Here is a 24380-nt window from a genome sequence, read left to right as displayed (position 1 = left end):
ATTTATTGGTTGATGTGTTGTTGATAAATGTCGATGATTTTTTGTGCACCTGATTGATTCATTAAATTCACAAATTGATCCCAATCTGTTTGTGAAATACCTTTAGATGCTTGTTTATTAACAATCCATTGGTAGAGTTGTTGATTTAATTCGTTTGTTATTTGAGTACGTGCTGCGTTAACATCAGCATATTCTTGACGGCTTAATTTAATGTTTGGATAAATTAGTTTTGTGTATCCATAATCTAGGTAGCCATTGTCAACATATAATTCCATTGCAGCAACTGCTTCTGGGCTTAACCATGCAGCTTCATAAGCAAAGTTTTGTATACCAGGGCTTTGAAGTTGTGCACCATATTTATAAAGGTTTGCTGTAGCTGTTGCGTTATCATTTAGAATTTTATCAGTATATGTGAAGTTTTCTCCATCTTTAGTATATGTTTCATTTAATATACCAAAGTTTAGAAGTTCTTGACCAGCCTCAGAAAAATAATAATCCATCCACTTAATTAATTTGATTTGGTCAGCCTCAGTTGTGCCACTATAAATTGCACCAACTTTACCAATTTCTTTTCTAATTGTTGGTTCTAATTTTGTATCATCACTGCGTGTTGGTGGAGCGATTGCTACAACTTCAAATCCATCAACCATGATATCTGAATAAACATCATCATTAAATGAATATGTTGTACCTATCCAACCACGTGTAGCACCACCTACGTTTCTAGCAAAATATGTTTGTCTATCATCATTTTTTGAACCATCTAAAATGTTTGGATCAATTAAACCAAGTTCCATCCAGCGTGCAATATTTTCAACAGCTGTTTTAAATTCTGGTTGGATTGGACCAAATTCAACTTCGTTTTCACTACTTACATAAAACTCTCCTGTAGCATGCCATAAACTAGCTAATTCTGAAATCCAGAAATCTTCATCTTGATCAAAGAATGGGTAGATGTTTGCTTGAGTTGTTAGTAATTGACGATTATCTTTGAATGCTTTTAGTAAGTTTTCAAAGTCAAGTACGGTAAGAGTGTTTAAGTCCTCAGGTATGTTTGTTAATTTGTTCGCTGCTCTTAATGTGTCAACCCAGTCTTTTCTTACAAAGTAAGCTTTTGCTGTACTTCCATCTGTATAAAATGGAACACCATAGATTTTACCATCAGATGCAGTTGCCCATGCTTTTTGTTCAGGGTTTGCATCAAAAAATGATTTAATGTTTGGAGCGTGTGTATCAATTAAGTCAGTTAAGTCAATATATGTTCCATTAAATCCATAAGATTCAATGGTATCTTGATCATAAATTACTAAGTTAGAACGGAATCCACCTGTTGTAAATCTATTACGGTAGTCACTATCATAACGTTGTAGATAACCTCTTAAGTTGATACCTAACTGATCATTTACTGTTTTAAACACTGGCATGTCTTTGTTATAAACCACTTGTTCTTGGTATAAGAAGATTGTTAAATCTCCTTTTTTATTGCCACCACCACAAGCTACTAAAATGAAAGCTAAGATGATAACTGAGATTAAACTAAATATTTTTTTCATATATTTGACCTCTACTTAATCTTTTTTCTTTTTGTAATTAACACTACAGCTAAAGCTGAAATACCAATTAAACTTACAGATCCTAATGAAATATAAATCCAAAGGTTATTATTTGAAACTGTTACTTCTTCTGTATATTCTAAGTTGTTATCATAGAAGTTAACTCTTGAGATTGCGGATTCATAGTTGTCATTATTGCCGTTAAATACAATTTTTACATATCTTGCATTTACTTCACCTAATGAAAACATTTCATCACCGATGGCATTTGTACTATACCCTGCATAATATACTGGCTCTAAATTATCTAGACTATCACCTGCATAAATATCAAAGTAGTATGTATATATAATACCACTTGTAAAACGCATTGATATATTTGAAACGCGTTTTGTTTGTCCTAAATCAAAAATTACTTCGCTACGATCTATGTTTCTCCATATTGTTTGTCTATCATCATCAATTAAATAGTTAACATTTTCAGAATCACTTTGTGCGACAACATTTTCATGCCTGGTAAATGTATCGTATCCATCAACAAATATATCAACCATGAATCTATATTTATATGTTCTTGTTTGATTTGTTGATTTATCCTTTACATGTACGTATGATAATTGACCAAATGTTTTTGCATTGATAATTTCTACTTCATATAAATCTTTATCATATGCAACATTTAGTTTTGGTACAAATTGTTCTGTTTGACTTAATTTTACTAAGTAACTATATTGGTATGGAATAAATTCATATTTAAATTGATTACCGGTAACCCCATCAAAACTAATATCTTCTACTTGGATGTCATTTTCAAAGTTTGTATCGGTAATTGTCCAATCATTTAAGTTTGTAACTTCTTTATCTAATGAATTACTATCTAAATCATTCATTGATGGTATAAATGATACTGAAATTTGTCCCTGTGTAATGTTTTTACCATGAATGATGAGTTTGTTGATACCTTCATTATCTAAATTAAAGAATCTTGCAGAAGTACCAGGTAATGGTGTATTTGCAGACATTTTTTCAAATGTGCCTAAATCACTATTGATTTTTACATATACTTTTTTACCATTTAATGATAGTGCTGCTAATTTATCATTGATAATTTCAATGTTTGCTTTTGTATGTGCTGACCAGTAGAATTCAGATTCTTTACGTAATGTAAATTCATCTTGAATTGTCACTACTGAGCGGTTTTCATCAAGTTTTAGTCCGCGTTCATATGTTAATACGTTTTGTTTATAAACATCTGATAAATTTAATATTGCATAACCACCTGATGCTTCAGTAACAAATTTTGTAATTGGAGCATGTTCATATGGATCTTGTTGTAATACTGGATTATCTAGTGGGTTAAATATAACTGTATTGTGCCCTTGTGGTTGTTTTTTATAGTATGTCCAGCGGCCATAATCATAATCCCAGAAACCTGGTGGAACGGATACTTGATAGTCTTCATGACTAAAGTTTTCAATAAATTTTTCACCGTATGCAACCAGTTCAAAAGTTCCTGAGTCTAATGATTTATGTGTAAATAGATTAGATGTTGGATCAAATCCTTTAAGTGCTGCATAAATTCCAAAATTATCTCCAAAGCCATTTCTAAATGATGCAAATTCGTGTACTTCAAGTAGTGCATCTAAAGGTCTTACTTTAGATACATCTAAATTATCAAATGAACCTGGTTTATACCATAGAAGTCCTAAAATTGAGTTTGTACCTTGTTCAAAAATAATTTTGTTAATTAATGTATATGGAATGTATTTTTCATCCATACGCGCATACCATAATAATCCTGGTTGATTAATACTTGCTCCACCTTCATTATAGTAGAACATATCATTGTTTGGTGTTGATGCATATAATGTGTATTCAGGATATTTTAAAATACCGTCTAGGTTCGTTAATCCAAATGTATATAGTTCATCAAATGAATTACCACCATAAATATTTTTTAGGGTTGCTAATAAAGAAATAATATTACGGTGTGCATAATAACTATAACCAGGTCCTTCTGGGAAACCTCCACTTGGACTGTAGTGTACTAATGCTACTTGTAAAAGTTCATATGCATATGAAACTACTTCAGATGCCATTTCTTTAACATTAATTGTTTTTTCAATACCATCAACTTTAACATCAATTTCACCTTCATAGCTCATAACAGCTAATGCTGCAATCGCAAGGTTACCGTTGATTAGCATGTTGTGGTTATTACCATGAAGCAGTACATTCGGGTTTTGAATGGTTTCAAACCAGTAGAATCCTTCTTCATATAATGCACGAACAACTTGTAGTTTCTGTGCATCATCTAGTGTTTCATAAATTAAATTATAAGTAAATGCTACGGAATATGTAACCATGGCAGCATCTAAGAATCCATTACTTGCACCACCCCATGATGAACGTTTTGTACCATCACCACCACTAAAGGTGTTGTCTTTAGTAATTTCATTTAATTGATTCCATGCCATAGTCGCAAATTTAGGATCTTTAGTTGTTTGATATAAAACACCTAAATGTTCTAATCCTGAACGTGCATTTGCAGGTACACCTGTTGGATTGTATACTGCAAATTGGTCTTTATATTCATCAATCCAACGTGTAATATATGGATCATTATTTGTATAAGCTTGTCTTGTTTCTTCTAACCATTCATCATTACCTAATACATAAACACCACTAAAATCAGTTTCGTCAAATTTAAAATCAACTGCATCTGGTGCTACATAAACGGTTACTTTAAATATAGTTTTTTTAGTTCCATTAGTAATTTCAATATTAAAATAGTCATAACCAAAGAAATCAACTGCTGGTGTAAATTCATAGGTCACACCATAAATGAGTTTTGATAGTGCTGGGAAATATCTGTCTTGAATTGGTAGTGTTTTACCATCTTCAAGAATTTGAATTGTTCCACCATTTAAAGACTCACCAGTTAATGTTCCATTTTCTAGTTTAGTTGTTATTTTTTCATAAGCATTAGATTTTAAGGCTAATTTACCATCTTTATTTAAATCTGCCATTTTAACTTCTGGGATTTCGGTTTCAATATCTTTAGATATAATTTGAACATACCCATTACTTAATTTAGTGTTTTTCTGAGTACTTTGCCAGAATTCTACAACAGTTGCAGGATCATCTTTTGCTTCAACTAAAACTGATACATCAACAAATTTATAACCAACATTTTCTTCATATAATACAACTTTAAATGTATCATATGATGTGCCTTTTAAACTGTGAAGTTGTTCGGAATTAAAGTTTTTGTTTGGTGAATATACGATAGTATTATTATCTTTTATATAGTAATTACCAAATTCTGGATTTGTGTATTTATAAGCAACAACATTATTTGTATTACCTGTAATTGTTATTTCATGTACTTTAGTTTCATCTTCACCCATAACAATATCTATTGCAGGTGCTTGAAGTGGAGATTCTTCTCCTACAAGTACATAAACACTTTTTTCAATTCCTAATTCTTTGTCTCTTACAATTAACTTTGTTATACCATTAGAGATTGCTGTAACTTGACCAAAACGGTCAACTGTTGCAATTTCAGGATTAAGTGTTTCATAGTAGAATACAAAATCTATTTGTGATTCTGGATTCACAGAAGGTACAACATTAAAAGTATTACCTACAGTTAAGTTAATTAAATTTGTATTCAGTTCGTAACCAAAATAATCTTTTTTAACTGTTCTATAAATTGCAACATTATCATACCAAGTTTTACCAATATAGTTTGCACCATAAAGTTCGACTTGTAAGGTTTGACCTGTCACTTCAACAACATCTGATCTAAATGATTGCCAATCAAATGTTCCATTCATTCCAATTGTTTGAGTTGCTGTTGGTTGATTGACATTGAAACGCCCAAATACTCTTTGGTTTCTAATATCTTCACCCTTCATATCAAACTCTACATAATAATATCCTGGTCCAGGTAGTTCTACATGACTATAAATTGTACTATAAGCAATTTCTTTATGTTCAGCATGTACTGTTTTAGTTAATAAACCATCACGCATGACCTCATCAATTTTAACAATTTGGTTTTCTGTAACCGGTGCATTACCTGTATATAATCTCCAATCATTAATTGATTGGTTACTTGCAGTCCATTGTGAGTTTGAAGCGAAATGTTCAAAATCACCTTGTGGATATAAATTAACTTTTTTGACAACAATAGTGAATTCTGATGATAGTAAATTATCTGCTGATTTTACAGAAATAACTGCCTCACCTGCACTTAAAGCATATATTTTAAATGTTTCTTCAACAAAATATATTGCATCATTATCAATAACATTCCAAATCAGGTTTTCTTTATCTGAAACATAACCAAAAAACTTATCTTCAAGTATATAAGTATCTGCGACATCTAGTTCGATGGTTTGACCATCTATAACCAGGATAGGGGCAACTTCCGTTACCCCATATACTAGATTATTTCCAAATATCAAAAAACTTATAATAAATAGATTTAGAATTATTAAAATTTTACTTGATATTTTTATCATAATTTTTAAACAACTCTTTTCTTTTTAACGATTATAAACGCTGTAGCTCCTGCTAGTAGTATGACTGCACCGATTGAAGAAAGTATTACAATTAATGAATTATTTGAACTTGTTGATTCTTGTTCAACTACTACATCAACTGTTTGACTTAAAACACCACTTGTAATAATAATTTGTGCCTCACCACTTGAAATTGCAGTAACATTACCTGCTTCATCAACTGTTACAACAGATGGGTTTGATGATGTAAAACTTATTGTGCCTGATGCGTTTGTTGGATTTAATGTAGCATTAATTTTTCCTTTTCCATCAACTTTTAATGTAAGTGATTCCACATCAACAATGATGTCAGTTGCAAGTACTTGCTCTGCTGTAACTGTAACTTCTACTACTTTTTCAAAGTCACCAGCTTTTACTGTAAGTTCTGCAGTTCCTGGTGCTAGAAGTGTAATAACACCTGATGCTGATACTGTAAATACAGATTCATTAGATGATTGATAAGTAACTGTTTTATCTACTCTTGTTACAGGTGATACAACAGCTTGTAATGTGATTGATGATGTTTCCACACCATTTAGGGATGTAACTTCTTCACCATCTACACGTAATGTGATATTTGTAACAGGTACGTCTAATACTGTAACATCAATAACTTGTTCGATTGCTTTACCTTGAACTTTTACAGTTATTTTTGAACTACCTATTGATTTACCTGTAATTGTAAGTTGACCTTCAACAAATGTATATGAAATAACTGCATCATTTTCAACAATCACTTCAATAACATCTGTATAATCTGCTGGATTGATTGTTACATTTACAACTCCATTTTGACCAGCAATGATGTCTAATTCATTTTTATCAACAACAATTGAGTTTACAGGATTTTGTACAGTAATTGTTATAGTACTTGTTACTGTGTTTACAGTTGAAGAAATTTCTACTGTACCGTAACCTACAATTTTAACTAGTCCGTTTGCATCTACTGTTGCAACTTCTTCGTTTGATGTTTGATATAAAACATCTGATGTTGCTTTACTTGGAACATATTTAATACCAAATTGTAATTCATCATTTAAATTAGCTGTCATATCTGTTGCCAGTTCGTTATTGTAAACAAATTGTGAACTGATCATTTGAACTGTATCTTGTTCTACAAATCCAAAGTTAGCAAATGATACATTCGCTCCATCATTGCTATTCCAAGAAATAGCTTCTATTTGGAAACCAATTGCACCTGCTAATATGTCAGCATTAATTGGTGATGTTTCAAAGTATACCCATCTGTCTTGATTACCTGCATTGTTTGCAAGTTGGAAAGCTGTTGTATAAGGAAGTGCACTACCAAGTGCAGTATTACCTTCTTTTAGTACTAAGATTTTTACTTCACCACGGTGACTACCTAAGTTTGTACCTTCAACTTTTATATATCCTCTTAAGATATAATCTTTATCAGCAACAAATGGTGTTTCTTCATTAAATAATATTCTGTTAAATATTGTTGTTGCACCAGCATTTGCTGCTAGTCCTGCACCATTAATTCTAGGTACAACTCCAAATACTGGATCTAAATACATATCAACAAGGCCATAAGTTTTTGAACCTGAACCACGTGATGCCCATCCATCAATAAAGTTTGTTGGATTAGATTCTGGGTATGTTGTTGCAATATTAAAGTCATTTAATCCTTCAATAATTGCATTTTTTACTTCTATATTTACTGTGATTGTTTTAGTTGGATCTGCAACTGATGTAACAGTTAATTGTTTACTTCCTGCTGATACCCCAACAAGTTCATTTCCTTGAACACTAACAACATCATTTGATAAGTCAGTGATTGTATATGTTAATGTTTTATTTGTAGTTGTTTCAGGGCTTACACTAAATAATCCATTTAAATTTAGTCTTTCACCAACTACTAATTTTAAATCACCTAATAAATTTTCTTGATTTACAGATGTAGGTAAGATATCCTCAGTTGTTGGTTCAACTGTAACACTTACTGTTTTTGCAATTGCAGGTTCTTCATCTTTAGTAGATGTTAATGTAAATGTTACATTTGTTGAAGTTGCCTCTTCTACATTAAGTGCTAAGAATTTGTTTGATTGTGCATCATATGTAAGAATTGATTCATTTTCAATTTGAACATCATATTGATCAAATGTTACTCTATTATCTACATTTGGGCCAACAAGGTCTAATTCGTATTGAAACTCTTCTCCTGTTGTTACTGTTTTATTTGCTGCATTAATTTGTGTTGCACGGTTTAACTTTGTTGTATAAATATGTGCAAATTTGATTTGATTTGATTTTGCACCTGATGCTTGTTGAGTAATTGTTAAGTCTTCGATATTTTGATTAAAATCAACAGCTAAACCCACTTTAGTAAACATGTGTTTACCATCAACAAAATAATCAATTGAATCTTGTTCTTTAGCACCATTGTCATTTAATACGATGACTAATTTATACCATTTATTAATAGAGAAATCTTCCCATAATTTAAAGTTTGTATTTGGAAGGTTATAGTTTGTTGCATTTGCTGAATCGGCATTACCAAAATATAGATTTGTTCCTGGTCCACTAATCCAACGCATATGCATAATTTTACCTAATACATTTGTGTTTGCTCCACCAATTTTACCACCATTTCTAGCGAATAATTGGAACCAGCTTACTTCGTATGTTACATAATTAATATCTAAATGTAGTGCAGTTGAATTACCAGTTGAATTATCATCAGCTGCAACTACATTTGCTAATCTACCCATTTTCATCTCTGAAATTGCGTTGCCACTTGTTACACCACTTATATTGCTTGTATTTAAACTATAAACATTTTGATTAAGTTGTGTATCATTTTCGATTGTAAGATTTGCAAGTACTGCATTTGGTGATGAAGTTGTTTTTGTAATACTAGTTAATGCACTCTCACCTGTAAATGTAACAGGTGTCGTTGTAGTTAATTCTGCGTTATAAACAGTTTTAGCTTCTTTGGTGCCAAATTCATGGTTAACACCATTATATAAGTAAGTTTTTTCTAATGCGAATGATTGATTCGTTACTAGAACTAGTGCAAATAATGCTACTAACATGATTGATAGTAATTTTTTCATATTTTTTTATCCTTTTTTAGTGTGAACTTAAGTTTTATTTTAAATCCGTTGTTTTAATTGCATCCATATCATCATATGTTTGGTTTTCACCAACCATGCCCCAAATAAATGTATAGGATGCCGTTGCAAATCCTGAGTGAATACTCCATGATGGTGATACAACAGCTTGTTCATTTTTCATAACAATATGTCTAGTTTCTTCTGGTTTACCCATTAAATGGAATACGATACCGTCTTGTGGTAGATTGAAGTAGAAATAAACTTCCATTCTTCTATCATGTGTATGTGCAGGCATTGTGTTCCATGCATTACCATCTTCTAACTGTGTTAATCCCATTTGTAGTTGACATGTTTCAAGTACTGCTGGATTTAAGTATTTGTAAATAATTCTTTTGTTTAATGATTGATCATTACCCATTGGTGTAGGTACTGCATCTTTAAATGGAATATGAACATTTGGTAATTCTTTATGAGCTGGTGCTGAGTTAATCCAGTATTTAGCTGGATTTGATTTATCTAGTGAATGGAAGACTACATCTTTTGTTCCTTTTGATAAATATAATCCATCTTGTGTAACCATATCATAACGTTTACCATCAACTTCAATAAAACCGTCGCCACCTACATTAATAATTCCCATTTCACGGCGCTCTAGGAAGTAGTTAGTTCCTAAGTCTTTGGTTACAGGTAAGACAACCGGTCCATCAACAGGTAATACACCACCGAATATAAAACGGTCATGGTGAGAATAAGAAAAGCTTACCTCATCTTTAACAAATATTTGTTCAACTAAGAATCTATCTCTTAGCGTTTGAGTGTCATATTTTTTTACATCCTCTGGATGATTATTGTATAATACGTTTAATTTCATTTTTTTACCTCTTCTTTTATTATTTTTTATTATTTTACTGAACCTTCCATGATTCCTTTTTTAAAGTATTTTTGAATGAATGGGAAGACAATTAATACAGGAACTACTGCAATAACAATTAATGCATAAGCTGAGACCAATCCTTCAAATAGTGATGCGGAGTCTCCACCGGAGTTTAACATCTTTTTTACCAACACTTGGAGTGGATAAAGTGTATCATCTAAAAGTACTACCTCTGCCCAGAAATAACCATTCCAGCGTTCAATTGCATAGAATAATGCAACAGTTGTAATAGATGGTAATGCATTTGGTATGACTACATGCCATAGTTTTTGGAAATGATTTGCACCATCAATTTCTGCAGCTTCTAAGATATCTTGATGTATACCTTTAAAGCCCATAGTTAATAAGATGACATTAAATCCTGAGAAAGCAAATGGTAATATTAATCCCCAACGGCTGCCCATTAAACCAAGGTTATCTATATTAATGTATGTAGCAATCATACCCGGTCTAAACCAGATTGTAAGTGTTACGATTATACTTATTAATTTATTTCCTTTAAATTTAATGCTCATCACATAAGCTGCTAAGATTGATAAAACCATACTCAGTCCAACACCACCAAATGTATAGATAAATGTGTTACCGTAGGCTCTCCATATATCTGAATTTTGAAAATGCTCTACAATATAATCTAATGTAAATCCTTGTGGAATTAAAATTAATGGATTTTTAGTAGATGCAATATCAAATAATACAGGTTGACTAATAGAACTTATAATGATGTACCAAATTGGATAGATCACCAGTAATGCAAGTATAATTAGTAAAACTCCATTACCAATTTTAAAGATTTTTTCTGATAGATCTAATCTAGCAAATGAACTTTTATTTTTACGTTTTACCATAGTTTTGTACCTGACAATTTCTTAGCGATTTTATTAGATGCAAATATTAATGCTACTGCAATGACTGCATCAAATATACCTACTGCTGCCGCAACACCATAGTTTGGAAATCCAACTCGTGGTGCAAGGCCGATGTTATAGACATATGTACTAATAATTTCTGATACTGGCAAGTTACCATTGTTTTGTAGAAGTAAAACTTTTTCATAACCAAGCTGCATAATACGACCAATTTTTAGTAAAAGAGTGGTAATAATTAAAGGCATAATGCTTGGAATTGTAATATGAATAATTTGTTTAAATTTATTAGCACCATCAATTCTTGCAGCTTCATATAATGTTGAGTCGATCATAATTAATGCTGCATAATAAATTAACGTGTTATAACCTAATGTTTGCCATAAATCCATTAATGCATATATCAGTCTAAAATAATTTGGATTTGAAAGGTGCGCTTCCCTTGGAACTCCAAACACCTCTAAAATACTTGTAATTACACCAGTATCAGCTTTTAAAAACTCAACCACTATTCCTGAAACAACAACAGCAGAGATGAAAAACGGTAAGAATAGAGCTGTTTGTGTAATATTTCTAAGCCATTTAGATTCACTTTCATAAAGCATTATTGCAACAAAGATTGCTGCAGGAAACCCAATTAATAAGGTTAGGATATTAATGGATAGTGTATTAGAAAGTAATTTCCAAAAGTTACCTCCACTAAAGAATGTGGCATAATTGCTAAATCCTACAAATGTACTTCCAGTAATATTTAAGTCCGGTTGATAATCTTGTAGCGAAATAATGATATTTAAGAAGAATGGTTGTAGTACGAATATTCCAATCCAAATAAATACAGGAAGAATCATCAAATATATTTGCCAATTATTTTTAAAATTTCGTTTTATCTTTGACATGTTTCTATTTGTATTCAACTTATTTTTTAATGCTGAATACTTTTTCCTTTCTAAAGTTTAAACTAGATTATATTATCTTTATTTCCAGAAAGATTTTATATCTTGATGAAGCATTAGTAATAGTTCCATGAAAAAGTAATCGCCATAAACTAAATATTCATTAATGCCTAGATTTCCATGATAGTGATAGACGCCTGACTTAACTAATCCTTCTAAATCACTACCCATATAATGCTTAATTAATGCATGTGTAATACTAACTGCTGCATCTTTATATATTGGATCACTAGCATATTTAGATAATTCTAATAATCCAATCGCTGCAATTGCTGCTGCAGATGTATCTCTTTGACCATTATCTTCTAAGAAAATCAAGTCCCAGTTACATACTAAATCGTTAGGTAAACGATTTAGAAAGTAGTGTGCTGTTTGTTTTGATCTTTCTAAGAATATTTGCTCTTTGTTATATCCATAAGCTAATGCAAATCCTAAGATTCCCCAAGCCTGACCTCTTGCCCAAGATGAATCATCGCTATAACCTTGGAATGTGTTTCCATATTTAGGTTCTCCTGTTTCTGTATCAAAGAAGAATGTATGGTATGTACTTGCATCGCTTCTAACTAATGTTTTAGCTGCTTGATTTAAGTGGTTTGTTGCAGCATTTGCATATTTTGGATCATTTTTATGCTTGCTTGCAAAATATAGAAGTGGTGTGTTCATATTACAGTCAATAATGATTCTTCCACGTTGTAGCGGGTTATTCATATCACCCCAAGCTTGTAATATACCCGCTTTATCAACATAACGGTTCATTAATAATTCAGATGCTTGAAGCGTTGTTTCAAGTGCCTTAAGGGATCCTGTTAATTGATAATCAGCCTTTGTTGATAGTAAGTATAAGAATCCAATGTCATGATGATCTAGGTCTGATAATTTTCTGTGTCCATTATAGTAATTATCCATTCTTTCTTTAAATATTTCCGAATGTCTTTGACCAATTTTTTTGTATTTATTATCTTGAGTGTATTGATATGCTAACCAAATTTGCCCACTCCAGAAACCAGTTGTCCAGTTATCAGGATTTTTTTCTGCTGGGAAAAATAGGTTATCTATTGGTTTATATTTGTTATTTCTACTGTTTGCTGTTGGAAATAAATCTGATCCATAAGTTTCTAATCTATGATCAATTGATTTAATACTATAATCCAGTGCTTCTTTAATTAATTGTGAATCTAATTTTTGATTAAAACGTTCTTTGTTTTTAATTACTTCTAATGTGACTGCCATATGTCCTCCTAGTCAAATAACGATTGAGTTGTCTTTCTAATATTTTCTAATGATTTTTCTTCATTTAATAAACTACAACGTGTGATTAATACATCTGATATAAATAATTGTGAAATTTTTGAACTTAATACACCACCTTGTAGATTTTGTTCATAACCACTCGTGTATAATGTAACATCTGATAAATTTGAAATTGCAGATTTCTCATAGTTTGTAATACCTATAACTTTACATCCGGATTTTTTAGCAAGCTCAGAGGCTTTAACAATTTCTTTTGTTTCACCTGAGAAGGTGTAACTAATTACTACTGTATCTGGATTTAGAATTGATGTATACATATACAGTAAATGCGTATCATGTACGACGACTGCATCAATTCCAATGCGTATTAATCTTGAAAAAGTGTCTTGAGCACTAATATGTGATGCACCTTGGCCGATCACTAATACTTTTTTACTATTCAGTATAAGATGTGCCGCTTTATCAATTTCTTTTTCATTAATACGTGCCTTAGTTTCTTGAATGGTTGTTTCCATGTTTGAAGCAATTTGTTCTATATAAGGTTTATTAGTTATTTCTTTAGTTGCATCAAACTCTTTAAATAGTTCAAGTTTAAATGATGCATAACCATCAAACCCCATCTTCTTTACATAGCGTAAAATAGTTGCTTCTCCCACTTCAAGTAAGTTTGATAATTGACTGATTGCTGAGTAAATTACTTGTTCTGGATTTCCAACAACATAATTGTGAATAATTAGTTCTGTTTTTGACAATTTATCAATGTAAGGTTGATAACGTTTAAACAGTGCATTTCTACGTTCATCCATTTGCTTTTTCCACCTTTGGAGCATATTTTCAACATCTTGTTTAATTTTGGAGTTTTATTTCACCTAAAGTTTATCATATGTTGAAAACGATTACAAGCAAATTTATTATTTTTTATAGTTTTTTGGAGTTTTCCTTCAATTGTTGTAAAAATACGTAAAAAAATAGACACGAATAATCATCATGTCTATTGTCTGTATAATATTTATATTTTTATTTTACTTAATATTTCTCCAACATTACCTTGTAGAAAGTTTTTAAAATTCATAGGCATTCGATCAATTACTACAATATTTTCACCCTTGAAATATTGAATATAACTTGCTGCTGGATAAACCGTTAGAGAAGTTCCTGCAATAATTAAAAGATCTGCTTTATTAATTTCCATAATAGCATTTGAAACTACTTTAGTATCAAGCGGTTCTTCATATAATGTAACATCTGGTTTAATAATGTCACCATCAGTATCCTTAGGTATGCCCTCTGTTTTTATAATAATAGGGAGTCCATCAATTGGTTGATTCTTTTTAACAGTATAATACCGGTGAACTGATCCATGTAATTCAATTACATTTTTAGAGCCAGCCATTTGATGAAGTCCATCTATATTTTGTGTAATTACAGATTTTATTTTGCCCTTTAGTTCAGCTTTAGCTAACCAGTCATGTGCTTTATTAGGTTTGATATTGGGATTTAAAAAATGTGTTTTATAGTATTCATAAAAATCTTTTGTATGATTAAAGAAAAATGATTTAGATAAAATGTCTTCAGGTCTATAGTTTTTAAACTTCTCCTTATATAAACCATTTTCACCTCTAAAGTCTTTGATACCTGATTCAGTTGAAACTCCGGCACCACCAAAAAAGACAATATAGTTAGATGAATTATATAATTTTTGTAAGTCATCTATGGTAAACATTTTTTATCCTTTAAACATTATTTTTTTATAGGTTAATACTTATAACATTTTTCTAATTTTATTTTCTACATCTAATTTAAAACGGTCAATTGCTTCTAGTATAAATGTAACCATGTCAATGGAATCATCTAAAATTAATGGTGTTAAGTCCATTCCATTAACTACTTGATCTGATTGATCAACTGCATGCGCATTTGAGAATGTTGCATTAGCTAATCTTCTACCAATTGCTGCTAGATCATAGCGTTTAGCTCCGTCTATTTGTGAATCAAACACTTCAACTAAACTATTTGTTAAGTTTGGTCTACCGCCTACACTAAATGCAACCTTTTCTTCATCATTTAGCCAGTCAAGGTCACGCCACACTTCTACAGCATATAATTTTTTAGGACGCAGTTCCATTGGGATTTCACGAATTGCACGAATTGTTTTTGTTACAACACCGATATGTGTATCATGTTTATCCGCTAAGTTATGAGTATAGATAACTTCTGGATTTGCATCTAGAATCATTTGTTTGATTTCTTTAATGACTTCTTTATCATTTGGATCTTTTGTTTGGCTTGATGGGGAGTTAATAAATGCTTGAAGACCATATTCACCTAAATAAGCTGCCTTTTTTTGTTCAAGGTTACGAACTTTCATCATCTCTTCATTTGTATAGTGTGCATAATTACCACCACGAGATGAACCTGAACCATCAGTTACAACCACACCAAAAAACCATTTATCAGGTTTTTGAAATGTTTGTAAAACACCATCAATTGCACCAATTTCAATATCATCATGGTGAGCTAGTACTGCCATATGAGTTGTTCTTTTAATTGCTGTTTCAAAATCTACGTTATCTGGAATATAAAATTCAGTATTTTTATTATATTTATTCATTGTTTTATCCTCTTATAATTTTACTAAGCTTGCTGCTGCAACAGACTGTCCAACACGGCGCGCTTTTTCATCTGGTAATGAAATATTTATTTGTTTACTTAATGTTTTAAATTCTTTATCAAGTACTTCTTTTGCTACTTCAACAATTATTTGTCCACCAAGTCCTGATGTTACTCTACCTAATAGTAACACTTCTTCAATGAAGTAGAATTCTGAGTAATATGCAAGTGTGTATCCTAAGTATGTACCGATTGTCTTGTAAATGTTTTGGTAAGTTGAACTTTGTTCATCTAAATTTTGAACAACCTTTAATCTTTCAGCAAGTGGCATTTCATTATCGAATGTTATACCTGATTTCTCAGCTAAACGAATAACTGCATCTTGACTAAAATATTTATTACCTGTACCAAAATCTAAACTCCATTCATCTTGTGGTCCATTTTCTTGAAAATCAACCGGAACAAACGCTAACTCATTTAACCAACCAGTAACATTTCCATTTTTATTAATATAACCAACTGCTTCAGATGTACCCATAGCAATTCCAAGTAAGTTATTTTTCCCTAAACTCATTGACCCTGCAAGTGCAGTAACATCTCCATCGTTTGCAACCTCAAGAGGAACATTTAATTCTTTTGCTATATCAATATAAATATTTTTTACGTATTTATCAAAATCATCATCGTTAACTTCAATAAATAAGCTCGCTACTCTTGCTTCATTATGAATGTAGACACCTGCACTTGAAACACCTAATGCATCTACACTTGGAAGTTTATCGACAGCAAGTTGAATAACTTTTCTAATATGTTCTTTATGATACTCAGGATTACTATTTAGTTTTGGAAACCAAACAACTTCTGTACTAAATATTGGAGTCCCATCAACAACAGCTGATACTTTCATATCAGAACCCCCTGCATCAAACCCGATACGGTTCCCTTTTAAATGTTTACCGATTGCTTGATCTAAGGTTTTAATTTCAGGTAATGTTTGACTATGTAATACCTCAAAGTCTTTTCCATATATACGACTCATAAATTTTGAGTCGAATAATCTATCACCTTCAAGATATGTTTTTTTAACTGCTTTAAATATTTTTTCATTACCTACGATGGTTACTTTATATCCACCATAAATCCAAAGTAGTGCTTTGACTAATCGATTAACAAAAATTAAGTTTTCATTAAATTTGTCTTCACTTTTAAAAATGTTTGCACTATAACTTTCACTTAAACCGTCCATACGCTCTACAACAACCGTTAGAGGTTCATAGTTATTTGATGCTTTTACACTTTCCTTGAATCCATTGATGTAATGTATTGCTGGTTCATATGTTGGATCTAGTACTAATTTTTTATTTAATGTCATTTTTATTATTCTCCTATTTAGTTAACTTGCTAGCAGCTTCTTTATCTAAGAATACTAGTACATTTGAGTGTTTTTGTAAAATTGAAGCAGGTAGGGATTCATTTACTGGACCTTCAATCATTTTTAAAACTGCATCTGCTTTATTTAACCCTGTTGCAATTACAATAATTTGGTTTGCCATCATAATATCTTTAATACCCATTGTAATTGACTTTGTAGGAACTTCTTCAATAGAATCAAACATTCTTGAATTATCTTTAATTGTTGATTCAGCAAGTTGAGTGATTTGAGTTGTAGATTCAAATGAGGTACCTGGCTCATTAAATCCGATATGACCATTTGAACCAATCCCTAATAATTGAACATCTATTTGATGTTTACTTAATTGACTTTGGTATACTTTGATTGCTTCATTTGGTTCTAATATTCCACTTGGAATATGTGTGTTATTTAGATTTATATCGATATGATTGAATAATTGATGTCTCATGAAACTGTAATATGATTCTTTATGCGTTTGAGGTAGCCCAATATATTCATCTAAATTAAATGTCGTAATATCTTTAAAACTTACTCTTCCATTCTTATATGCTTGAATTAGATTTTTATATAATGGAATTGGTGTTGTTCCAGTTGCTAGTCCCAATATAGCGTTTGGTTTTTGATTGATATAGTTTATATAATATTCAGCAACTGTGCTGTATAATTCGTTTTTATCTTCAAATACTTGAATATTCATCTTATTTACCTCTTATAAGTCTTTCATATATATTTTTATTTCTATCTATTTTAATCGCATGAACACTTTTTTCATAAAATGGTTGAACACTTTCACCAACACTTCCAATGATTGCATAACCATAACCATCATGATACATCGCTTCTAATGTATGTATAATTAAGGACTTGCCAATATTCTTTCTTTGGTATAGTGGATCAACACCAATTGGTCCGAAATATCCTTTAGCTGTTGCATCATATAGAGAAAAACCAACAATTTTATTACCACTTATAGCAACAAAACACGTTGGCTGATTTTTATACACCGCAGCCTTAGCCTCAGATGCCCAGTTTTTAGTAAAATTAGTTTCTATAAATGAAATTAATTGATCACTATTTGGTGATAATAGACGTTTAATTTCAATGTTTTCTTCTAATTGTACTTTCTTATAATCTAGATTGTATAATGATACAAGCATGTCATTCATGATAATTTATACCTCCAAATAAGGTTCATACCTAAAATTTATATTACCACGACATTTGAAAAAATCCCAATTTTATTATAAAAACTTCTGATTTATATTAATTATGGGATATTTAACTTGTCTATACTACTATTATAACTTTTTTAGGTTTTTTTTCAATGGATACATATTTTTATAGTTTATTTTAGATTTTATCTATATGTTTAAGAACTTTATTAATTGAAAATGTATTAATTTTGTTTTTAACTGTATTTAGGTGCGTATCAACAATTACTCTAACACTTGAAGAAATTGAATTTGCACTTGAAATAATTGTTTCTGTTTTCTTTTGTATATCCAGAACTTGAGTTTCAATATGTTTTAATGAACGATCTAATATTTCAGATTTAAAATTTTCAAACTCTTCTAAAATTAAGAGTGATTCTTTAAACTCAATTCTTTGAGCTTCTTTTTCTGTAATAATATCTGCATATTTCATACCAATAGATTCAATAACGCCAAGGAGCGTGATGAAAAAGTGAGGTCTAACAACATACATTTTTTCATAACCATCTACAACATATATAGGTGCATCAGACTCTAAATTATATTCTAACTCACTTACTAATATGGCATATTCTAATCCTTTTTTCATACGGTCATCATTTAATTTTTTATAGTGATCACTATTTTTCTTTTTTGTTTCAGATTCAAGTGCTTCACTTTTCATTTCAACCATGGCGCTTGTTAATAAAATGTCATGTTTATTATTGTTAAATACTTTAAATATATAGTCCCCTTTGGTACCTTTTGTTTCACCATCATATCGAATAGATGTATTATCTTTTTCAAAAGTAGATGTTTTAAATCCATAAAGTGAAATTGATTTAAATTGTTCATTACACCAATTTTCTAAGTCTTCGCCTATTTGTTTAATATTTCTTAATGAACGTTCACGTTTTAAATTTTCTATTTCTTTTTGTTGGTTAAATATTTGTTCTTCATATTTTTGCTTTGTCTCAGATATTGATAATTGATGTTTTGTGAGATTAGATTCTAATTTTAGGCGTTGTTCTTGTATCATTAAATCTTTTTCATTTAGTTTATCTTTATATATTGATTCAAGATTTTGTCTTGTCATGAGTTCAATGTTTTTAACTTTTTGCTCATGTGTTTCCTTTAAACTATTTATCTCGTTTAATAATCTTTGTTTTTCAAGCTCAAAACTAGCATTTAGTTCTTTTCTCAAAAATTCATTGGCTTGATTATGTGTTTTATTTTGATTTTCTAATTGATTCTTTAGTTCTATTAATTTGTTATTTAGTAAGTTTTTTTCTTGTTCGAAAAGTTGTTTTTCTTTTGCTAATGAAAGTTCTATTGCAGTTTCATTTTCTTTTCTTACATTAGAAAGTAATTGCTTATAGACCTCATCCTTTTTTTGATTAATTGCATTAATTATAAACGTATCATCTACAGAATGAAGTGATTTAAGATCAATTGTATCCCCTATTTTTGCATTTTCTTCGAGTCTTAATGTATTTATGTCTTTAATTGTTACTTTAATATTTGACATATGAACCCCCTATTTTACTTATTTTCTAAAACTTTAATAATCTCTTCACTAATAAATAAATGTCCTGCAACATTTGGATGCATGCGATCTTTTGATAAAGTGTAAGAATTGGCATCTACTAGTAATTTATCAAAAGCTTTTTGCATATGTATAAATGGTATGTTGTGTTTAATAGAAAGTTCTTCCATAATTTTAGCATAACGGTTAATAATTATTTTAAGTGGATCTAAATCGTTTTTTTCTATCATAAAAGGACTTATAAGTATTTGATTGATATTGTTTGATTTTAATGTAACAATAAGTTCTTCAATATTATTTGAAAACATTTCATCAGTTATCCAAAACTTAGGATTTTGAGGAAAATCTACTTGGCGCCAAGCATCATTAGCACCAATCATTGTTATAACCCAGTTGGGATTAAAGGCTAGAAGATCATCATCAATTCGTTGAATTAAATCAGGCGTTTTATTTCCACTTATACCTTGATTTATTATTCTAATATTTAATTTCGGATGATGTATTAATAGATAAGCATTAATAAAACTGACAAAACCATTACCAATTGTTTCGTTTTTTGGTGCATCCTCTATTTTCGTTTTACCCTTAGCGGTAATTGAATCTCCAAAAAATATAACTGTATCGTTTTTTCTAAATAACATGACTAAAATAATCTCCTTATGAAGTTTAAAATATTTTATACGAATACGTATAATGTTATTTTACCATAAATGACATGTGCAGTTTATATTTCAAGGTAGATTAATAAAAAAAACACCCTATAGGCGTTTTTTTGTTAGTTTTGGTGCTCGGGAAGGGATTTGAACCCTCACAGGATTTCTCCCACTACCACCTCAAGGTAGCGTGTATACCGTTTCACCACCCGAGCATATCTATATAAAGACAGAAAAACTTGGAAGCCAATCTAAAAAAGATATAGCTTCCAAATCATTCTTATATTTAATTTTAGTATTAATTATTCTACTGCAATGATGTATGCGTAAATATCTTGTTTTCCTTCAATTGTTTCAACTTCGCAATCTTCATTAATAGATGCGATGAACTCAACAACTTGATCAACTTCATTTTCACTAACATCGTTACCTACGAACAGTGTTACTATTTCAGATTCTTCAGAAATCATAAATTCCAAGAGTTTGTTAACTGTATTTAATCGATCATTTGAAGATACAATAATTTTAGATTTTGAAATACCAATGTAGTCGCCATTTTTAACTTGGACACCATGCATTTCAGTATCTCTAACAGCATATGTAACCTCACCAGATTTCATATTATTTACAACATCTAGCATAGTTTCAGTATTCTCTTCAATTGTAGCAGTTGGATCAAATGAGATTAAAGCAGTATATCCTTGTGCAACAGTTTTTGTTTTTAAAACAGAAATTGTTTGGTTTTCAGTTAAACTAGCTGCTTGTTCTGCAGTTAATATAATATTAGAGTTATTTGGGAAGATAATTACATTATCAGCATTTACTGCTTCAATTGCTTTAATAAAATCTTCTGTTGGTGGATTCATTGTTTGACCACCATCAATAATATAATCAACACCTAATTCTTTAAACGCAGCTTTAATACCTTCACCTTGCCCTACAGCAATTAATCCATATTTAGATCTTGCTTTTTTGACCTTTGGTGAATGGGGTGTTTCATGTTTGTGGCCTTCATGTAGATTTTCTGTTCCCATAATAGTACCATGCTGTGTACGCATATTTTCTACTTTAATAGTTTTTAATTCACCAAATTTTTGAGCAAGTGTTAATGCAACACCTGGTTGATTTGTATGAACATGAACTTTAAGTAAATCTTCATCCGTAACAACAACTAAAGAATCACCCATTTGTTCAAGTGGTTCTCTAACACTGTTTTGGTCAAAATTTTCCCAATCAAATAGTTGAACAATAAATTCAGTACAGTAACCAAACTTAATATCAACCTCACCTAAATTATGAGCACCTACATATTCTGGGTTTCCACCTATAGTAACTGCTGCCGCATCTTGTTCAGTTAAGATTTGACCTTCAAGTGCCATTAGCATACCCTCAATAATCTTAATGAACCCTGCACCACCAGAGTCAACTACACCTGCTTCTTTTAATACAGGTAATAATTCTGGTGTTTTAATTAATGTTTCTTTTGCTTGTAACAAATATGCTTTTAATACCTCTTCGATTGTTGTAAATTTCTTTTGGTCTTTTAATACTCTTTCAGCAGATTCTCTAACCACAGTTAAAATAGTTCCTTCAACAGGATCCATAACAGCACGGTATGCCATTTGATAACCACCCACTAAAGCTTGAATGAATTCTTTAATAGTAAGTGATCCATTATTAATTTTAGAGATTTCAGAGTAAAGCCCTCTGAAGAATTGTGAAAGGATTACGCCAGAGTTACCTCTTGCGCCCATTAATAAACCTCTGGATAAAATCTTTGAAACATCTACAATCGAATTTGATTGATCAGCCGATACCTCTTTGATACCTGCCATCATTGTCATTTGCATATTTGTCCCCGTGTCACCATCTGGTACAGGAAACACGTTAAGGTGGTCCACTTCTTTGTGATTATTTTTTAAGTGGATAGCCCCATTAGTGACCATCTTTTTAAAGAGATCACCACTAATTTTTTTATTAGACATATTTTTCCTCCGATTCACCATTTTTATATAGTGAATGTTTGATTAAGTTAGTTTTATTTTTATTTTATGTTTGGTGTGGTTCCAGTTTCGAACGTTTATAAGTATATCATATTTTTTTAAAAATGCAATATGTGTTATATACATGATACGGCTACATTATACCACATATTTGAAAATGCAAGTTATCACATAAAATGGGGGTATTTTTACATTATTAATTCTTTCGAAAATTAATTAAAAATTTTATTGCAATTTAATTTATATTATGTTAAACTTAATAAGGCAATAAAGGAGTGATACTATGGCAAAATGCTACGTAACTGGTAAAACTACATCATTTGGTAATAAACGCAGTCATGCGTTAAACGCAAGCCGTCGTACATGGAAGGCAAACTTACAGACTGTCCGTATCAAAGATGAGAATGGAAATGTCAAGAAAGTTAAAATTTCAGCAAAGGCTCTAAAAAAATTAGAGTTAGAGCGCGTTTAATTAATCAAGTAGAGTAGATAAACTAAGGCACAATGTGCCTTTTTTTATTGGTCTTTTTTGGACTCAATTACAATAACTTCACCACTAAGTACTTCAATTACCCCAACCTCATCTATTAGTTCATTAGAAATACCAATTCTTGATATTGGTTGAAGTTTATAGTTTTTGAGTGGATACTTAAAACCTTTTAAATTAATTTTTGAAACCCTATTGGTAAAGATATTAATATAGCCTTTAAAATCAGTTATATGAACACCTTTACCAACTTTATATATTTTAGATTCATTTGTTATCAATGTAAGCTTTTCATATGCATCAACCAGTAGAAAATTTGCATAACTATGCTCAAATCTTAATCCACCTATACCCCCTAAAATATAGATATGGTCTGGATTTAAAGTTTTAGCGTGCATAATAGCATTTTCTGTATCAGTTTCATCTTTTACAGAATTTAGTTTAATAGTATTTAAATTGTTTAATAAATCTGTATTCATTAAAGAATCAAAATCACCAATTGCTAAATCCACTTTAATATTTTGACTTAATGCATCTTCTAAACCTCTATCAACTGCAATTACATAGTCATCTTCATTAATAAATTGATTTAAATTGTTTACTGTAGGATATACAACAATAAAAATATTCATCTTATTTTAAAGACTGAATTCTTTCTTCACGGTCTTGATAATTAAAAATATATGTACCTGCTACAACTATAGTAGCACCAGCATCTTTAACTTGCTTTGCTGTGGACTGGTTGATACCACCATCAACTTGAATTTCATAACGGTAGTTGTTTTCTTTTTTAAGCTCTGCTAATTCTCTAATTTTATCTAATTGACTTTGAATAAAAACTTGTCCGCCATAACCTGGTTCAACACCCATGACTAAAACTAGATCAAGTTGATCTAAATATGGTTTGATTACATCAACTGGCGTATTTGGTTTAATAGCAATCCCTGCTTTTTTTCCTAAATATAAAATTCTGCGAATACTTTCTTTGAAACGATTGCATTCGGCATGAATTGTAATAAATTCAGTTGTAGGAAAAATTACTTTATCAATCCAGTCTAGTGGAAATTCAACCATTAAATGAATATCCATTGGTAATGAGGTTAAATCACCTATTTGTGAGACGATTGCAGGACCAAAACTAATGTTTGGTACAAAGTGGCCATCCATGACATCCACATGAATATAATCTGATCCTTTTTCTACTGATTTTAATTCATCTTCTAGACGAATAAAATTTGCAGTTAATATAGACGGTGCGACTTTCATGTTTTACCT

Annotated in this window: 19 protein-coding genes and 1 tRNA gene; 1 reads left to right on the top strand and 19 read right to left on the bottom strand. The window is 30.7% G+C overall.

What is annotated here, in order from left to right; all coding sequences use genetic code 11:
* Positions 1 to 2: 2 nt before the first annotated feature.
* The 17 genes from G324_RS0104205 to G324_RS0104125 all read right to left on the bottom strand — a co-directional run bounded on the left by G324_RS0104205 (position 3) and on the right by G324_RS0104125 (position 22600).
* Positions 3 to 1553 (bottom strand): type 2 periplasmic-binding domain-containing protein, encoded by a 1551-nt coding sequence (locus tag G324_RS0104205; RefSeq protein ID WP_025725150.1) that lies wholly within the window; start codon positions 1551 to 1553, stop codon positions 3 to 5.
* Positions 1554 to 1564: 11 nt separating this feature from the next.
* Complete coding sequence (locus G324_RS0104200) at positions 1565 to 6082, bottom strand: heparinase II/III domain-containing protein (RefSeq protein WP_025725149.1); 4518 nt, start codon at positions 6080 to 6082, stop codon at positions 1565 to 1567.
* A 5-nt stretch (positions 6083 to 6087) separates the two neighbouring features.
* A complete protein-coding gene (locus G324_RS0104195; protein WP_025725148.1) occupies positions 6088 to 9198 on the bottom strand; it encodes an Ig-like domain-containing protein in 3111 nt (1036 codons plus the stop codon).
* A gap of 34 nt (positions 9199 to 9232) precedes the next feature.
* On the bottom strand, positions 9233 to 10069 hold the full coding sequence (gene kduI, locus G324_RS0104190) for a 5-dehydro-4-deoxy-D-glucuronate isomerase (RefSeq protein ID WP_035357351.1): 837 nt from the start codon (positions 10067 to 10069) through the stop codon (positions 9233 to 9235).
* A 29-nt stretch (positions 10070 to 10098) separates the two neighbouring features.
* Positions 10099 to 10980, bottom strand: a complete 882-nt coding sequence (locus G324_RS0104185; RefSeq protein WP_025725146.1) for a carbohydrate ABC transporter permease — start codon at positions 10978 to 10980, stop codon at positions 10099 to 10101.
* The gene (locus G324_RS0104180) at positions 10974 to 11894 is read right to left on the bottom strand and encodes an ABC transporter permease (RefSeq protein WP_084027130.1); all 921 of its coding nucleotides are present in this window, start codon (positions 11892 to 11894) and stop codon (positions 10974 to 10976) included. The genes G324_RS0104185 and G324_RS0104180 overlap by 7 nt, the downstream gene beginning before the upstream one ends.
* Before the next feature lie 78 nt (positions 11895 to 11972).
* Entirely contained in the window at positions 11973 to 13181 is a 1209-nt protein-coding gene (locus G324_RS0104175; protein ID WP_025725144.1) for a glycoside hydrolase family 88 protein, read from the bottom strand.
* An 8-nt stretch (positions 13182 to 13189) separates the two neighbouring features.
* The gene (locus G324_RS0104170; RefSeq protein WP_025725143.1) at positions 13190 to 14008 is read right to left on the bottom strand and encodes a MurR/RpiR family transcriptional regulator; all 819 of its coding nucleotides are present in this window, start codon (positions 14006 to 14008) and stop codon (positions 13190 to 13192) included.
* 203 nt (positions 14009 to 14211) lie between these two features.
* Positions 14212 to 14925 (bottom strand): NAD-dependent protein deacylase, encoded by a 714-nt coding sequence (locus G324_RS0104165; RefSeq protein ID WP_025725142.1) that lies wholly within the window; start codon positions 14923 to 14925, stop codon positions 14212 to 14214.
* 39 nt (positions 14926 to 14964) lie between these two features.
* A complete protein-coding gene (locus tag G324_RS0104160) occupies positions 14965 to 15813 on the bottom strand; it encodes a PIG-L deacetylase family protein (protein ID WP_025725141.1) in 849 nt (282 codons plus the stop codon).
* A gap of 12 nt (positions 15814 to 15825) precedes the next feature.
* Complete coding sequence (locus G324_RS0104155; RefSeq protein ID WP_025725140.1) at positions 15826 to 17184, bottom strand: ROK family protein; 1359 nt, start codon at positions 17182 to 17184, stop codon at positions 15826 to 15828.
* Positions 17185 to 17197: 13 nt separating this feature from the next.
* Positions 17198 to 17923 (bottom strand): glucosamine-6-phosphate deaminase, encoded by a 726-nt coding sequence (gene nagB / locus G324_RS0104150; protein WP_025725139.1) that lies wholly within the window; start codon positions 17921 to 17923, stop codon positions 17198 to 17200.
* Between the two features lies 1 nt (position 17924).
* Complete coding sequence (locus G324_RS0104145; RefSeq protein WP_025725138.1) at positions 17925 to 18392, bottom strand: GNAT family N-acetyltransferase; 468 nt, start codon at positions 18390 to 18392, stop codon at positions 17925 to 17927.
* A 184-nt stretch (positions 18393 to 18576) separates the two neighbouring features.
* Positions 18577 to 19944: a DUF2130 domain-containing protein gene (locus G324_RS0104140; RefSeq protein WP_025725137.1), complete on the bottom strand. Its 1368-nt coding sequence runs from the start codon at positions 19942 to 19944 to the stop codon at positions 18577 to 18579.
* Positions 19945 to 19958: 14 nt separating this feature from the next.
* Positions 19959 to 20603 carry an SGNH/GDSL hydrolase family protein gene (locus G324_RS0104135; RefSeq protein WP_025725136.1) on the bottom strand — a complete coding sequence of 215 codons (645 nt, stop codon included), beginning with the start codon at positions 20601 to 20603 and terminating at the stop codon, positions 19959 to 19961.
* A 141-nt stretch (positions 20604 to 20744) separates the two neighbouring features.
* Positions 20745 to 20830 (bottom strand) — tRNA-Leu (locus G324_RS0104130).
* An 87-nt stretch (positions 20831 to 20917) separates the two neighbouring features.
* A complete protein-coding gene (locus G324_RS0104125; protein ID WP_025725135.1) occupies positions 20918 to 22600 on the bottom strand; it encodes a DAK2 domain-containing protein in 1683 nt (560 codons plus the stop codon).
* Positions 22601 to 22901: 301 nt separating this feature from the next.
* On the opposite strand from G324_RS0104125, the gene rpmB reads away from it, so the two are divergent.
* On the top strand, positions 22902 to 23090 hold the full coding sequence (rpmB, locus tag G324_RS0104120; protein ID WP_025725134.1) for a 50S ribosomal protein L28: 189 nt from the start codon (positions 22902 to 22904) through the stop codon (positions 23088 to 23090).
* A gap of 44 nt (positions 23091 to 23134) precedes the next feature.
* On the opposite strand, the gene G324_RS0104115 is transcribed toward rpmB, so the two are convergent.
* Together G324_RS0104115 and rpe are read right to left on the bottom strand one after the other, a co-directional pair.
* On the bottom strand, positions 23135 to 23737 hold the full coding sequence (locus G324_RS0104115) for a thiamine diphosphokinase (protein WP_025725133.1): 603 nt from the start codon (positions 23735 to 23737) through the stop codon (positions 23135 to 23137).
* Position 23738: 1 nt separating this feature from the next.
* On the bottom strand, positions 23739 to 24371 hold the full coding sequence (rpe, locus tag G324_RS0104110; RefSeq protein ID WP_025725132.1) for a ribulose-phosphate 3-epimerase: 633 nt from the start codon (positions 24369 to 24371) through the stop codon (positions 23739 to 23741).
* Between the last annotated feature and the right edge of the window lie 9 nt (positions 24372 to 24380).

This window comes from Acholeplasma granularum ATCC 19168 (genome assembly GCF_000526235.1).
GTDB lineage: Bacteria > Bacillota_I > Bacilli_A > Acholeplasmatales > Acholeplasmataceae > Acholeplasma > Acholeplasma granularum.
Note: the sequence above shows the minus strand (reverse complement) of the source record. Positions and strands in the feature narration are given on the sequence as shown.

What these genes read in the sequence shown, in the direction of transcription:
- G324_RS0104205 (WP_025725150.1), bottom strand. Translation starts at nt 1,553, where the DNA reads ATGAAAAAAATATTTAGTTTAATCTCAGTTATCATCTTAGCTTTCATT.
- G324_RS0104200 (WP_025725149.1), bottom strand. Translation starts at nt 6,082, where the DNA reads ATGATAAAAATATCAAGTAAAATTTTAATAATTCTAAATCTATTTATT.
- G324_RS0104195 (WP_025725148.1), bottom strand. Translation starts at nt 9,198, where the DNA reads ATGAAAAAATTACTATCAATCATGTTAGTAGCATTATTTGCACTAGTT.
- kduI (WP_035357351.1), bottom strand. Translation starts at nt 10,069, where the DNA reads ATGAAATTAAACGTATTATACAATAATCATCCAGAGGATGTAAAAAAA.
- G324_RS0104185 (WP_025725146.1), bottom strand. Translation starts at nt 10,980, where the DNA reads ATGGTAAAACGTAAAAATAAAAGTTCATTTGCTAGATTAGATCTATCA.
- G324_RS0104180 (WP_084027130.1), bottom strand. Translation starts at nt 11,894, where the DNA reads ATGTCAAAGATAAAACGAAATTTTAAAAATAATTGGCAAATATATTTG.
- G324_RS0104175 (WP_025725144.1), bottom strand. Translation starts at nt 13,181, where the DNA reads ATGGCAGTCACATTAGAAGTAATTAAAAACAAAGAACGTTTTAATCAA.
- G324_RS0104170 (WP_025725143.1), bottom strand. Translation starts at nt 14,008, where the DNA reads ATGGATGAACGTAGAAATGCACTGTTTAAACGTTATCAACCTTACATT.
- G324_RS0104165 (WP_025725142.1), bottom strand. Translation starts at nt 14,925, where the DNA reads ATGTTTACCATAGATGACTTACAAAAATTATATAATTCATCTAACTAT.
- G324_RS0104160 (WP_025725141.1), bottom strand. Translation starts at nt 15,813, where the DNA reads ATGAATAAATATAATAAAAATACTGAATTTTATATTCCAGATAACGTA.
- G324_RS0104155 (WP_025725140.1), bottom strand. Translation starts at nt 17,184, where the DNA reads ATGACATTAAATAAAAAATTAGTACTAGATCCAACATATGAACCAGCA.
- nagB (WP_025725139.1), bottom strand. Translation starts at nt 17,923, where the DNA reads ATGAATATTCAAGTATTTGAAGATAAAAACGAATTATACAGCACAGTT.
- G324_RS0104145 (WP_025725138.1), bottom strand. Translation starts at nt 18,392, where the DNA reads ATGAATGACATGCTTGTATCATTATACAATCTAGATTATAAGAAAGTA.
- G324_RS0104140 (WP_025725137.1), bottom strand. Translation starts at nt 19,944, where the DNA reads ATGTCAAATATTAAAGTAACAATTAAAGACATAAATACATTAAGACTC.
- G324_RS0104135 (WP_025725136.1), bottom strand. Translation starts at nt 20,603, where the DNA reads ATGTTATTTAGAAAAAACGATACAGTTATATTTTTTGGAGATTCAATT.
- G324_RS0104125 (WP_025725135.1), bottom strand. Translation starts at nt 22,600, where the DNA reads ATGTCTAATAAAAAAATTAGTGGTGATCTCTTTAAAAAGATGGTCACT.
- rpmB (WP_025725134.1), top strand. Translation starts at nt 22,902, where the DNA reads ATGGCAAAATGCTACGTAACTGGTAAAACTACATCATTTGGTAATAAA.
- G324_RS0104115 (WP_025725133.1), bottom strand. Translation starts at nt 23,737, where the DNA reads ATGAATATTTTTATTGTTGTATATCCTACAGTAAACAATTTAAATCAA.
- rpe (WP_025725132.1), bottom strand. Translation starts at nt 24,371, where the DNA reads ATGAAAGTCGCACCGTCTATATTAACTGCAAATTTTATTCGTCTAGAA.